We start from the raw sequence: 13483 nt of genomic DNA, 5'->3' as shown, positions 1-13483 counted from the left end.
AAGTTTCGCTTAAATTGATTATTTTAAATCAAGTGGTCTGACAGGCGTGCCATATTCGAAGCGTTATAAAGGAGGTATAAGGATGTTAGCTCGTGAAGTCTTGGAAGAACTTGTTCGAGTGCTCGGTCGTGAAAATGTCCTCACAGAGCAGGAAGACTTATTGACCTATGCTTATGACGCAACTGCGGCGATGAAACATCATAAGCCGGATGTTGTGGTTGCACCTCTATCGACAGAACAGGTGGCAGATGTCGTGAAAATCGCCCTGCGTTACCATGTCCCTATTTATACACGTGGTTCAGGAACGAACCTTAGTGGGGGAACTATTCCCGTTGAAGGGGGTATGGTTCTCTCCATGCTCCACCTCAACAAAATTCTGGAAGTAGACCAGGATAATTTAACGGCAACTGTTCAACCTGGGGTGATCATTCAGGCTCTCAATGATGAAGCGGCGAAACACGGCTTATTGTATCCGCCGGATCCCGGTACAGTTACCACAGCAACTATGGGTGGCTCCGTTTCGGAGTGTTCGGGTGGATTGCGTGGTCTGAAATACGGTGTAACCAAACATTATATTATGGGCTTGCAAATGGTCTTGGCGAATGGAGAAGTTACTCGTTGGGGAGGAAAAACTGTAAAGAACGTGACAGGGTATGATTTAGTGGCTCTCTTTACCGGGGCAGAAGGAACCTTGGGGATTATCACTGAAATAATCGTCAAACTCATTCCGGCACCGGAAGCACGTAAGAGCATGTTAGCGGTCTTTGATGACGTGGATAAAGCTGGGAGGGCCATCGCAGCCATTATTCGCAATAAAGTTATTCCGGCCACACTGGAGATCTTGGATAATGTGACGATTCAGACCGTGGAAAACTTTGTGCATGCGGGACTCCCCATGGACGCGGAAGCAGTTCTCTTATGTGAAGTGGACGGCTACAAGGAAGTTGTCCAACGGGAAGCTGTATTGGTGGAACGGATTATGAAAGAGGAAGGAGCCGTTCAGTTAAAAATAGCTAAAGACGATAAAGAGCGCGACCTTTTGTGGTTGGCTCGTCGCAGCGCCCTTCCTGCCCTTGCTCAAAAACGACCGACCACCGTACTTGAAGATGCCACTGTTCCCCGGAGTAAAATTCCGGATATGCTTAAAGCAATTCGCAGAATTGCAACAAAATACAATTTGCAAATTGCTACATTCGGGCATGCAGGAGACGGAAATCTGCATCCCACAATTATAACAGATGAACGCGACGCAGAAGAAATGAAAAGAGTCCACCTAGCAGTGGACGAGATTTTCGAAACGGCGCTAGCCCTGGGAGGAACTCTTTCCGGTGAACATGGGATTGGTATCGCCAAAATGAAATATCTTAACCGGGAATTTGGAGAAGCAGGTGTGGCGGCCTTGAAGCGCATTAAAGAAGCCCTGGACCCCAACTATTTGTTGAACCCTGGGAAGATTGTAAGGAGGGACTGATCGTGTCCGTATATGATTCACTGGATTCGATTACCGAAGAACTCCATAAATGTATGAAATGCGGCAATTGCATGGCGGTATGCCCCATTTACAAGGAAACACGCCAGGAAGTCGGAGTTGCCAGGGGAAAGATTAGTTTAGCGGAATACATTCTCTCGGGCGAAACAGAGATGACTAAGGGAATGGGGGATCGTTTTTCCCTGTGTACCACCTGTATGGCATGTAATACAAACTGTCCCTGTGGGGTTCGGTTTGATAAAATTATTCTTGCAGCAAGAGCGGAAGCCGTCCGTAAAAAAGGGCTTCAGTCGGCCAAAAAAATTGCCTTTACTGCCTTGAAGATGCAGCGAGTGTTTGATTTCGGGATGAAGGCGGGAAGTATCTTCCAGGGTATTGCCTTAAAAAACATACCGAATCGACACAGCAAATTAGCACGTATGCGCGTGGATGTGGGGATAGGTAAGGAGAAAGTCTTCCCCATGTTGTCCAAGAAGACTTTGCGTTCCGAGTTCCCTGAAGTGATTAAGGTTAAAACCCCCAAGATGAGAGTTGGGTTCTTCACGGGTTGCATGATCAACTATTTTTACACGGACATCGGCAGAGCGGTGATCGCGGTGCTTAGGGAAAATGACATAGAAGTAGTCATTCCTAAGTCCCAGGCTTGTTGTGGTATCCCAGCCTCGGTCAATGGAGATGTGGTTTCAGCACGTACTTTGGCTAAACGTAATTTGCGGGCTTTTGAGAGAATGGGGGCAGATGCCTTAGTTGTCGCCTGTTCTTCTGGTGGTACTGCTTGGAAGCATGTTTTTGGAGAGCTGCTGGAAAATGATCACGAACTTAAAGCCTTGGCGGATAAATGGGCTAAAAAATCCTATGATATTTCTGAGTTCCTGATTCATCAAGTTCCCTTTAAGAAAGAAGGTTTGGGTCGAGTAGCGCGTAAAGTGACGTATCACGAACCTTGTCACTTAAACCGTGGACAGGGGATTAGTAAAGAACCGCGGGAAATTTTAAAAAGCATTCCCGGTGTAGAATTGATTGAAATGAAAGAGCCGGGTCGTTGTTGTGGTATGGCTGGATCATTCAGCCTTGTACACCCGGATCTCTCCGGACAAATTTCTGATCGTAAAACAGCAGATATCCAGACGACCAAAACTGATACAGTAGCAACGGGTTGTCCGGCTTGTCGGTTGCAGCTGCAAAGTGGGGTCGAAAATGCTGGATTTGACGAAGAAGTATTGCATACAGTTCAAATTTTGGCTGAGTCTTATCGAGTCGGAAGGAAGAACTAAAACGTTCTAAATAGTTGGAATGATGGAAACGCTTTAAATAAGTGTTTCCATGTTTTTTGGTGCGCCTTCAAGGAACTGAGTATTGAGGCGGACACTCTTTTGTTTTGATTTGGTCATAGATCTCAAGCAAACTCATTTTCCTAAAAGCCCGGGAGAAAGAGTTCGAGGAATGAGTTGTGAAATGGAGCTGCCGGCAAAGGTTACTGGATGGTTATCAATGTGAATGAAGGTGAGGAGCGGGGCGAGATGAAGGAAGAATACATTCGTATTCTCAGCGAGATTGCGGATGGTAATGTTGATGACTTGGAAAACAAACTGAATAAAGCCAAATGGATCTGTAATTATTGGATATCCGATGACCCCTGTGAAGAAATTCTTATTAAAGCTTACCAGACAATTTTCAAGAACGCTGAGCTGGTTCCGAGGGCTCTCGAAAGCATAACTTCCTTCATATATATGTACTTTAATAGGTTTGTCGAACGGTCGGAGGAGATTGCGTCTCTGCTTGATTTGGCTGACAATTATTTAAAAGAGCACTTGGCATCGAAATATGAGACACCCATTATTGGTGCTTACAAGAGTGAATCAATCCGGTTGAGAGCTGTGATTGCTGAGCGACGCAGAACAAAAAATCCCTACGGATTGGAGTTCGTTCTCAACGACGATGAGTCGATAGATAGAATTCTTTCAATGTTCAGGGAGGTTTACGATACTCCTGAGGATTTCATTTCTGAAGTTGTGGAAGGCCTGAATTTCTCTTATGGAGTAAAGGATAAAAGTTGTAAAGTTTTCCTGACGGGTCTAACATATGGTGCAAATTCTATTGAGCATTATAACTCTTTCGACCTGATAAGATTTGCAATAATAATGGGTGAGGAGCGGAATGTGCTTATGCTGGATTGCAGGCGTGACACTTCCGATGGCTCAATCCGCATACATAGACCCTACGAAACGACTATGGCGATTCCTGCTAATTTTGACGAATACCGTGAAATTCTCACACAGATGATTGCTTTTTACCGAAGTAAGCCCGAGCGCGATAATTTTGGGAAAATGGTTAAAGCCTTATTAATTGTAGATGAATTAATGCCGCCAATAAGGGACGAGACAACGGTCTGTCAGCGCAAATGCCGATGGTAAACAAAACATCCCCTCTAACTAAAAGCTTGACAGGGAAAGCAACAAGAGATAGTATATGAAAAAATTAAATAATTTTGCGGGGGGACTCTTAGGAGTTGAGAAGGTAAAACCTGACCCTTAGAACCTGTCAGTTAACACTGGCGAAGGGAAGCAAGCCACTATCAATTATGAAAAAGTGCTTTTCTTACTAAAGGAGAGCACTTTTTATTTTAAAAACTGAATAAATTGCGGGGGGACTCTTAGGAGTTGAGAAGGTAAAACCTGACCCTTAGAACCTGTCAGTTAACACTGGTGAAGGGAAGCAAGCCATTATCGATAATGAATAAGCGCTTTCCTTGCTAAAGGGGAGCATTTTTTTATTATAAAAAACTGAGAAAGGAAGATATGAATGGTTAATAAAGGGGAGATTCATAACCAAATAATTCAGGCCGTAGAAACTGTAAGACGAACAAATCCTCTGGCAGGGTCGATCACCAACACAGTAACGATGAATTTTGTGGCTAATGCCCAGCTTGCCGTCGGGGGATCGGCGGCTATGGTTTATCTGCCTGATGAGGGTGAGTTTTTGGCAAAAGCCGGCGGAGCTGCCTACATAAACATGGGTACGCTTCTGCCCATATATGAGGAGACTTTACCACATACAGCCAAAGTCTTGTACGAAACGGGGAAGCCTTGGGTCCTGGATCCGGTGGCTATCGGTATCGGTGCCCTTAGAACTCAGCTGCTGCGGCAGTTTAAAGCTTATAAACCATCGGTGGTCAGAGGGAATGCTTCGGAAATTATCGCTTTGGCTGGTTTGTGGGGTTTGGACGGAGGTACGGAGGCATCCAATGTTCGCGGCGTTGACTCTACGGATTCGGTCAATGCCGCCAAAGCTGGGGCTGTCGCGCTGGCTAAGTGGACAGGCGGGGCTGTTGCCGTATCGGGGGAAACGGATTTAATAACCGACGGTGACCTCATGGTCTTCTCCCAGGGAGGGTCTCACTTTATGGAGAAAATTACCGGGTTTGGCTGTTCCTTAGGAGGAGTGGCCGCAGTCTACGCAACCGTCGCCTCTCCTTTTATTGCTGCGCTTACTGCATCTGCGGTTTACAATTTAGCGGGAAAGCGGGCTGCAAACAAGGTGGACGCTCCCGGAAGTTTTCAGGTCCAGTTCCTGGATGAACTATATAAGGCAACCGCAGAGGATATTGCTAACAATCCATTGGAGATTGAGGCGGTTTAATCCATGAATACGAAGTGAGCATTAAACATAGTGCCACTTATCCCACTGCTTAAAGTAGCGGGATAAGTGGCAGTTAGAAGCGTACCTCTTAACCACAGTGAAATATCTATATGAAGGAGAAATAGCCATGAGAGAATATGCAACCCAGATGGAAGCGGCAAGAAAAGGAATTATCACCGCGGAACTAAAAATCGTAGCTAAAAAAGAGCTGATGACGGCAGAAGAGCTGATGCCATTAGTTGCAGCCGGGAAAGTAGTAATCTGTGCGAACAAAAAACATAAATGTATCGATCCGCAGGGCGTGGGCTCAATGCTGAAAACAAAGATCAATGTAAACCTTGGTGTTTCGAGAGACTGCAAGGATTATGACATAGAAATGAAAAAAGTGCTGGAAGCCGTTAATATGGGTGCTCATGCAATCATGGATCTGTCCTCACACGGAAATACCATTCCTTTTCGCAGAGAGCTTACCTCAAAATGCCCGGCTATGATCGGAACGGTGCCGGTCTATGATTCAGTTATCCACTACCAGAGAGAATTAAACACCCTGACAGCAAAAGATTTCATTGATGTAGTAAGACTTCATGCCGAGGATGGGGTTGATTTTGTCACCCTGCACTGCGGCATTACCAGAAAAACCATCGAACAGATAAAAACCCATAAACGAAAAATGAACATTGTTTCCAGGGGCGGCTCTTTGGTATTTGCCTGGATGTCTATGACAGGTGAAGAGAACCCTTTTTATGAATATTACGATGAAATTCTTGATATCTGCCGAGAATATGATGTGACTATCTCATTGGGAGATGCCTGCAGACCGGGATGCCTGGCAGATGCTTCGGATGTGTGTCAGATTGAGGAGCTAGTACGGCTGGGCGAGCTTACTAAAAGAGCCTGGGAAAAGGATGTCCAGGTAATGGTGGAGGGACCTGGGCATATGCCGATTGATCAGATTGCTGCCAATATGAAGATCCAGCAGACCATCTGCGATGGAGCACCATTTTATGTCTTAGGACCGCTGGTAACGGATATTGCACCAGGCTATGACCATATTACCTCGGCAATCGGAGGTGCCATTGCCGCTTCAGCCGGTGCTGCTTTTTTATGCTATGTGACCCCGGCAGAACACTTGGCGCTGCCGAATTTAGAGGATGTAAAACAAGGCATTATGGCCTCAAAGATTGCTGCCCATGCAGCAGATATTGCCAAAGGTGTAAGAGGGGCAAGGGAGATTGACGACAGGATGGCGGAGGCAAGAAGGGTGTTTGACTGGGAAGCACAGTGGGAGTGCGCCATAGATCCGGAAACGGCAAAAAAAATCCGCGCCGACAGGAAGCCCGGGCATGAAGACTCCTGTTCCATGTGCGGAAAATTTTGCGCTATACGAAGTATGAACAAAGCACTTGCCGGAGAGTTTATTGATATTTTGTAATTGAATACACAGTGATGGAAGCTCTATCTGGCCTACAAATGCCCCGGTTGTTGATTACTCAATTTCGCGCAATCGTTCTACAATGCTCTGTTTTTCGGTTGTGTGATAAGCAAGCAAAGGAACCAAAATTCCCAGGACAAACAGCAACGGCAAAACAATCAGCAACGGCCAGAAAACAAAGTGATAACTGGTAAACCAGATTTGCCCGCACAGCGGACGCACAATCAACAGGGAGCTAGCGATACTCAAGACAACGGAAATCGCTGCTGTCAAAGCTGCATAATAACCGCCTTCAAAACACAACATTTGCACAAGCTGTTTACGCGTCATGCCGATGCTTTGCAGCACAGCAAATTCTTGGCGACGGGTAAGGATACTGGTCAAAATGGCGTTGATAAAGTTCAGAACCCCAATGAGTCCAATGATCAGCGCTGAGGCTCCGCCAATCAAAACCGCCGTATTCTGAATGCCCTTCAAGCTCGTCAGCGCAGTAAACTTAGACTCGTAATTCATGGTTGGCTCAACGCTGTCTGTATACTGCTTCAAAAAGGTTTCCATATCGGTCTCTTGATCATCGCTAATGTTAAAAGAGTAGCTCATGACATAGGTGCTGCCGGTCAGTCCTTTGTACACCTCACCCGGCAAAAAGAAGACGGATCCCATCCATCTGCCATCCGTATTAGTCTTGGGATTCTCAACCACATGGCCAAGCACAGTCATCTCCCGCACCTGATCGCCGCAAGTCAGTGTGAGCACATCTGCAACCTGATGGTTGGCACTGCTCATTGCCGCTTTGCCATGATCATCCGTCTTTACCCCCTCCAGGAGATAGTTGCCTGTGGCCAGTTTATCCATATCAAGTTCACCGTCCACAAGGCGCAGGCGGCTAAAAGGAAATTCGTCCAGACCGTAGAGGGCGGTGGAGAATGAACCATCCGGCTGCCGGTTCATGGTCTGCGCGGAGGTTTCGCTTTGATAGCTGCCCCAAGAGCCGTACAGGCGTCCGCCGGTTTCAAAGCCCTTCCGCCCGTTGACGGCGGCGATGAAGCTCTCGCTCAAAGCGCTTTCCTCGCCGTCATATTTGTAATTGAACAGGTCGGCATGACCAACCAAAAAGTCGGAATCGCAGAAGTTATCCAGAGCTTTGTTGACATCCACACTCTGAGAAAGGGTGAATACCGTGTTGGTCAGCACAATGCTCAGGCCTAAGCTCAGGATTACCAGAAATGGAACACAATTTGAATTTGAAAAAGAAAGCCCTTTTCTTATCAACCAGGTAAAAATGGATGCCTATGCTAATAAATATTTGATAAAAATCATCCAAACGGAATATAAAAAACCACTTTCCCCCGGAGAGCAAGATTTTTCTCCTTATGTAAGCAGATATCGAGGCTGGTTTAACCTTTTAGTCCAGGACAGCAGGGGCGAAATAACCAGTCGGGTTTCGATCAACAACTACTTCGGGAATGAAGACCTGGCTTTTGGCGGACCAATCGATCTTGTATTTAATGATTACAATCAAGATGGAGATGAGGATTTCGCCATTGGGCGGCCAAGAAAAGACAGCCCGGAGTTTCAATATGTTCTATTCAGTATCAATTCAGAGGGAAGGGTATATAACCTGCCGGCTGGTGGTTATAAGGAAGACGGTTTTATTTACAGCGCCGGTACAAATGCAACGTTTACTTCGGACAATGGAGAAAACAGAATTGTAGTTACCCTATGTGATCTCATTAAGAAATATGTGCGGGGAAAGTATTTATGGAATGGCAATAAATATGTGTTTTCCAACTAAATTACGAGAAACTTTTTTGATTATGCTGTTAGCTCAGTATATCTGATCTCCTGATCCAATATTCGGTGGCAGTAATAGAGGATTCCTTTGATAAACTTCGGGCATATGATTCCAAATTTCTCTGTGCAATGGGTCCGGGGAGATGAGTGAAAAATTGGTGGTTTTGAGATGGACTAATCGGATTAGCTCATCCTCAAAACCGCTGATTTTTAAACTGGGGCTTCTTGATATTTATGGGCAAACCTTGCAGGTGAAAAAGACTTCCCTTTAAACACAGTCAAGAGAAACCGCTCGAATCCTTAAATTCGGCGGTTTCTCTTCAAATTATGCAACGTTGCATAATTTGGGGTGATGTCCCTTGAAGCCCCTAATTTTCTCCTGCGACAAAGGCATTGATCGTAACGAAGGTAATATCCTCTGATTGGTATTTTGTCTCGTTAGTAACCGTAATGTCATTTGAGCAAATAAATAAGCTAGTTGAATTAACGTCGGTAGCATTTTATTAGTTCTTTATGGTTTCTGAGTCTTACCAATAGCGGTTATAGCACAGCTTGCATACGGGAATTGTTTGCGATTAATTTAAATCATATATTCGATGATTGGTTTGCTTGGGAGTGTGGGATTTTGTTTTGTTAGTCATTAGGCCTAGGTGGAATTCAGAGGATGTGGCATTTTCTGACTGGCGGTAGAGATACAAAAATAACTTCCATTTTGATCAAATCAACCACTGGCATTTTTTGAGGAAATACTTGACAAAAACCGCCTACAAATGTAAGCTTCAATTATTAAAGGGATTACGAATGTAGGCAGGTGAAGAAAATGAAAAACATTCCGCAAATATCCGATGCTGAATGGCTGGTAATGAAAGTATTATGGAAGGAGTCTCCTCTTGGTTCAAGTGATGTCATTAATGAATTGAAGGGGACAACAGACTGGAAACCAAAAACGATTAAAACATTGCTTAGTCGATTAGTTACTAAAAGAGCTTTATCCTATGAGGTTGGAAGTCGAGGATATTCATACTATCCTTTAGTTTCTGAAAATGAATGTGCCAAAGAAGAAGCGAGGTCATTTTTAGGTCGTGTTTATAACGGTTCTCTTAATCTATTCGTTAAAAACTTTATCGAAAACAAAGAGTTATCGACAGAAGAACTAGAAGAGCTCAAGAAACTTTTAGAAGATAAGTAGGACGGGGGTGATTTTATGGAATTAGAATTAGTTTTCAATTGGGTTATTAAATCGTCTCTTATGGCTAGTGTTTTGGCAGTTCTAATTTTGCTGGTAAACTATGCCCTGCGAAACAAACTGGATGCCAAGTGGCAATATATGCTCTGGATGCTGCTGATCCTTCGCTTACTAATACCTTACGATATTCAAAGTCCTTGGAGCATTTACAGTTTATTACCCAATAATTCAGTACCAATCTCGATGGTCAATCAAGCAAATAAATCAGAGATCGATACTCAAATCGATAGATCAGGGCAAGAAATCCAGTTAAAGAATGATCAAGCTATTTTCAACCAACCAAGCAATACTAAATCGGAAGAACCTAGTGTTGAGGATTTGTCTAATGTCTACATCTCCATATTAGCTGTTCTATGGTTAGTCGGGGTTTTAATTTTAGCGATTCTGACCATTGCTGCAAACCTCAGATTCTATTTCAAAGTAAGACGAGAACCTTCTGTAACAGACTTGCGTCTGTTCGCAAGGATGTCCAACCTCATGCAAGAATGTACCGGCAAACTAGGTATCAGAAAAAACCTTCCGATCATAATAACGAATCTGATATAAGCACCTTGTCTTTACGGAATAGTTAGTCCCAAACTTCTTCTTCCCGAATCCCTAGTCAATAGGCTAACGGAAGAAAATATCCGCCATATTTTTATCCATGAACTAGCTCATTATAAAAGGAAGGATATACTTATTAATTGGCTGGCCGTCGCCGCACAAATAGTTCATTGGTTTAACCCCTTAATTTGGTACTCTTTTGCTAAAATGCGTGAAGACTGCGAGTTAGCTTGTGATGCCGATAGCTTAAGTGTTTTAAAGCCTGAGGAGTATCAGAGCTATGGTTTATCCATCATCAGTTTAGTAACCCCTGCTCAATCTTCATGGCTCCCAGGAACAACCGGTTTTTTGGGGAACAAAAACAATCAGCAAATTAAGCGGAGAATCAAAATGATCAAGTTTTTTCAGAAACCCACTTTGAAATGGACATGTACTGCGATCGCTATAGTCATTTGTTTAGGTTTAGTCGGTTTTACTAACTCAATATCAAACGCTACTCCTGTAGCGGGAGCAGGTAATCCAAAACAAATGTCCCTGTCTGATCCGTTCTCTACTGTAAAGGATGGAAGTTTTGATTATAACAAGTCCCTCTCTTTTACCCCCTTACTCCCAAGTTTCACCGCAGGGTACCAGCTTACAGATTCGACAGCATTTAAGGAAATTACTCCTCCAAGCAATAATGTTAGTCGTTACCTGGCCAGTTATGGCAGCAACAATAGATTTGTGATCCACGAGACAACAAGCCCAGAAGGGATGCATCCTTTGTATTTTGCTGGTATAGATCAAGGAACAAAAACTCAAATCAAAATTGGTGATGTGTCAGCAACACTATATGAAAGTGAAATTGCCAAAGTAAATGCCATTCAATTCATAAAGAATGGTGTTGAGTACACGGCTGCTACTAGATATGTGGGGGGCATTTCCCTTGATGACTTGAAGAAAGTTTGCGCAAGTATAGTTGTTCCTGTGAATAACCCTCCTGCAAACTTTTATATTGATAAAACAGGTGCTACAGCTTCTGAGGGGTTAAGTTTTAAACCCCTTCAACCGGGGGATATCGTCGTTCCGGAGGGGCATAAGTTCCAAGTCGCATCTTCCAGAATAAGCACCCAAGGGGACAAAACGTCAGAAGTTTTTACATTGTCCTATACTACTGCAGGAGCATCATATTTAGATGTAGAGATAGGTAAGGGAGACAACCCCTTCGGAGAACCGACTCCAGTGTTAATGCCAGACTCTGATTTTGATACAAAACAAATCGGCGGAACTGAAGTTAAGCTACGGTTGAAAAACAATATTCAAGGGTTGCCAGCTGCTAAGTTTACAATTCCCGAGAAGGGTTTGGAATGTATGCTTTATTCGACGGTGCAGGAATCTGAAGTAGAGAAAGCGGTGGAATCAATTTTAGAAGCTTATGCAAAGCTGTAACAATGAGGCATCACTTTAACTTTAATCAAGAGATTAAGTATTCAAAGTAACCTAATCACTTTATTAGGTTTTCAATGGGGCTAACTGGAAAGAAAAGAAATGAACCACAAGACCAAAAATCTTGTGGTTTTTTGATACACCGAGAGACCTGGCACCCGATATAAAAAGACTTAGAACCTACTACAAAACCTAGGCCTCTCTTTTATACTGTTAGAGGTAATTAATTGATATTTTGCTGTCTTTAAGTCTCTCTCACCCTAAGATCCGTCACCGGATAGCCGATAGCGATTTCCATCAGAGGTCGCTAAAAGGAGGAAGCTTGTACCAATAATCTTACGCGCGTGAGATTCTTGGTACAAGCCTAGGAGAAGGTTCACTCTTGCCGGGTTAAGGTGATGCGAAAGGCTTACAGTATATTTGGCTAAACAGCAAAGACACATTTACGGAAACCACCGCGCAGCGGTTTAGTGGTATTCTTTTTTGGTGGATGGGCAATCTGAGGTCAAGGAAGGTTGTATAGAAATTGAAGATTGAATTTCAGTGTAACAATAGTCAAGTAATTAAAGTGAGTAATATACGCTCATAAAGGGGGCTATACAAGGGTAAAGAATAAGACGAAATTGTCGTTGGTATTAATTGGTATAGTGCTGGTCGTTGGGTATTACGGCTTTTCCATTTACGCTAAGAACAAAGATTTATCGTACAATGAACTGACAAACTATATTGACCAACTCTATTTTAAAGGTCAACCAAAGAATCTTACTATTGTGTTAGAAAAAGATGTTGAAGACTTGCATTTATTGCTTTTCTCCTACCAACTAGCCCCCAATTCTGGGCAACAGACTGTACTAGCGGCATTCAAACGTCTGCAAAATGGTAAATATAAATATTTTGGTTTACTGCAAAGCTCCAGCACGGTATTGCCGAAAGAGTTGACTGGTTTTGAGAGAAATTACGGAGTATTTTACGGTATCATTACTGATAACCAGCCAACTAAGTATTTAATTGATAGAGAGTTAATGGATACTTTTGAAAAGAACACGTATTTTATTAGGGTATATAATTTGAACTCAAAATCAGGGTTCTCGATGCAAGCAATATATGATTAATCATGGTCGTAATCGCAGCTGAGGGATAGCAAAGGAGCAAGTACTGGATGGCGATGCTTCTGTTTTAGAACTGCTCTACGATAGGGTATAGTTTTTTGTCTTCCTTATTTAAGCGATTCCTTAGCTCTAAAATAATTGAACGTGTGTCTGCTATAAATTGTGTACATGCTTCCTTGATCCGAGTGCTTGACATATATTTGGTTTTATAGTCTGAAAAGGATTGGGCGATATGACCCATTTCCTGATTAAATGAAAGTGATATTTTCTTTAGATCTTCGTCTTTAGAAATAATGAGAGATGGGTAAAGAAAATCATCTTCTGACTTGAGATGGAAAGATAATTTTCCGGCTAGTGTAGCGATTTTTAAGGATATATCAAAAGCCTTAGCCATCACATCCTGATTTAACAAGGATTCGATGTCATCAACTAATTGACGTATTTCTTGGTGTTGTCTTTTTAGATTGTTAATGTTCATATGAGCACTTCCTTTAGAAAGATATTAGACAAGCCAACAATATTTAGTCCATCCATCCCGTTCGCCTCTCTATTTACATAATAACTCTTGGAAGAAAAAAGAGGTGTGATCCAGGTCTAGTAATTATGTGATAAGTATCACAATTTGTTAAACAAAAAATAAAGGGGTGACCCGTCGGGCTTGTACCAAGAATCTTACGCGCGTAAGATTCTTGGTACAAGCCAAGAGAAGGCTTTCATTCGTGACCTTCATATATTTCAAACGCTATTCCCTGTCATCTTAACGGATAACGGAAGTGAGTTCTCTAATCCAAAAGCCATTAAGTATG

At 43.2% G+C, this 13483-nt stretch carries 10 protein-coding genes, 1 pseudogene and 2 riboswitches; of the genes and pseudogenes, 9 read left to right on the top strand and 2 right to left on the bottom strand.

The annotated features are described in order from the left end of the window. The first annotated feature begins 82 nt into the window (after nucleotides 1-82). The 5 genes from BLS16_RS05625 (at nucleotide 83) to thiC (ending at nucleotide 6560) form a co-directional block, all read left to right on the top strand. Nucleotides 83-1471 (top strand): FAD-binding oxidoreductase, encoded by a 1389-nt coding sequence (locus tag BLS16_RS05625; protein ID WP_092330972.1) that lies wholly within the window; start codon nucleotides 83-85, stop codon nucleotides 1469-1471. A gap of 2 nt (nucleotides 1472-1473) precedes the next feature. Beyond that, nucleotides 1474-2763: a (Fe-S)-binding protein gene (locus tag BLS16_RS05620; RefSeq protein ID WP_092330969.1), complete on the top strand. Its 1290-nt coding sequence runs from the start codon at nucleotides 1474-1476 to the stop codon at nucleotides 2761-2763. A gap of 219 nt (nucleotides 2764-2982) precedes the next feature. After that, on the top strand, nucleotides 2983-3903 hold the full coding sequence (locus BLS16_RS05615; protein ID WP_143015509.1) for a hypothetical protein: 921 nt from the start codon (nucleotides 2983-2985) through the stop codon (nucleotides 3901-3903). A gap of 68 nt (nucleotides 3904-3971) precedes the next feature. After that, a riboswitch (TPP riboswitch) is annotated at nucleotides 3972-4070 on the top strand. Nucleotides 4071-4122: 52 nt separating this feature from the next. Further along, nucleotides 4123-4221, top strand: a riboswitch (TPP riboswitch). Nucleotides 4222-4291: 70 nt separating this feature from the next. After that, the gene (gene thiM / locus BLS16_RS05610) at nucleotides 4292-5128 is read left to right on the top strand and encodes a hydroxyethylthiazole kinase (RefSeq protein ID WP_092330964.1); all 837 of its coding nucleotides are present in this window, start codon (nucleotides 4292-4294) and stop codon (nucleotides 5126-5128) included. 127 nt (nucleotides 5129-5255) lie between these two features. Beyond that, nucleotides 5256-6560: a phosphomethylpyrimidine synthase ThiC gene (gene thiC, locus BLS16_RS05605; protein WP_092330961.1), complete on the top strand. Its 1305-nt coding sequence runs from the start codon at nucleotides 5256-5258 to the stop codon at nucleotides 6558-6560. 54 nt (nucleotides 6561-6614) lie between these two features. On the opposite strand, the gene BLS16_RS05600 is transcribed toward thiC, so the two are convergent. Then, nucleotides 6615-7754: an ABC transporter permease gene (locus BLS16_RS05600; protein ID WP_242876211.1), complete on the bottom strand. Its 1140-nt coding sequence runs from the start codon at nucleotides 7752-7754 to the stop codon at nucleotides 6615-6617. Nucleotide 7755: 1 nt separating this feature from the next. Between BLS16_RS05600 and BLS16_RS05595 the strand changes: the two genes are divergently transcribed. The 4 genes and pseudogenes from BLS16_RS05595 to BLS16_RS05575 all read left to right on the top strand — a co-directional run bounded on the left by BLS16_RS05595 (nucleotide 7756) and on the right by BLS16_RS05575 (nucleotide 12680). Beyond that, nucleotides 7756-8355, top strand: coding sequence for a hypothetical protein (locus BLS16_RS05595; protein ID WP_176786080.1), 600 nt, complete (start codon nucleotides 7756-7758; stop codon nucleotides 8353-8355). 819 nt (nucleotides 8356-9174) lie between these two features. After that, nucleotides 9175-9543: a BlaI/MecI/CopY family transcriptional regulator gene (locus BLS16_RS05590; RefSeq protein ID WP_092330953.1), complete on the top strand. Its 369-nt coding sequence runs from the start codon at nucleotides 9175-9177 to the stop codon at nucleotides 9541-9543. Nucleotides 9544-9558: 15 nt separating this feature from the next. Next, nucleotides 9559-11571 (top strand): annotated as a pseudogene (locus tag BLS16_RS05580) (M56 family metallopeptidase). Nucleotides 11572-12197: 626 nt separating this feature from the next. Continuing rightward, nucleotides 12198-12680, top strand: a complete 483-nt coding sequence (locus BLS16_RS05575) for a hypothetical protein (RefSeq protein ID WP_242876210.1) — start codon at nucleotides 12198-12200, stop codon at nucleotides 12678-12680. Nucleotides 12681-12744: 64 nt separating this feature from the next. Here the strand turns inward: BLS16_RS05575 and BLS16_RS05570 are convergent, their stop codons facing one another. Then, nucleotides 12745-13155, bottom strand: coding sequence for a hemerythrin domain-containing protein (locus BLS16_RS05570; protein ID WP_092330943.1), 411 nt, complete (start codon nucleotides 13153-13155; stop codon nucleotides 12745-12747). Nucleotides 13156-13483: the final 328 nt, after the last annotated feature.

The sequence above is a fragment of the Desulfosporosinus hippei DSM 8344 genome (assembly GCF_900100785.1).
Lineage (GTDB): Bacteria > Bacillota > Desulfitobacteriia > Desulfitobacteriales > Desulfitobacteriaceae > Desulfosporosinus > Desulfosporosinus hippei.
This window is presented reverse-complemented; position numbering and strand designations above follow the sequence as displayed.

Coding starts and splice junctions, on each gene's coding strand:
- BLS16_RS05625 (WP_092330972.1), top strand. CDS start 83: ATGTTAGCTCGTGAAGTCTTGGAAGAACTTGTTCGAGTGCTCGGTCGT.
- thiM (WP_092330964.1), top strand. CDS start 4,292: ATGGTTAATAAAGGGGAGATTCATAACCAAATAATTCAGGCCGTAGAA.
- thiC (WP_092330961.1), top strand. CDS start 5,256: ATGAGAGAATATGCAACCCAGATGGAAGCGGCAAGAAAAGGAATTATC.
- BLS16_RS05595 (WP_176786080.1), top strand. CDS start 7,756: ATGCTCAGGCCTAAGCTCAGGATTACCAGAAATGGAACACAATTTGAA.
- BLS16_RS05590 (WP_092330953.1), top strand. CDS start 9,175: ATGAAAAACATTCCGCAAATATCCGATGCTGAATGGCTGGTAATGAAA.
- BLS16_RS05570 (WP_092330943.1), bottom strand. CDS start 13,155: ATGAACATTAACAATCTAAAAAGACAACACCAAGAAATACGTCAATTA.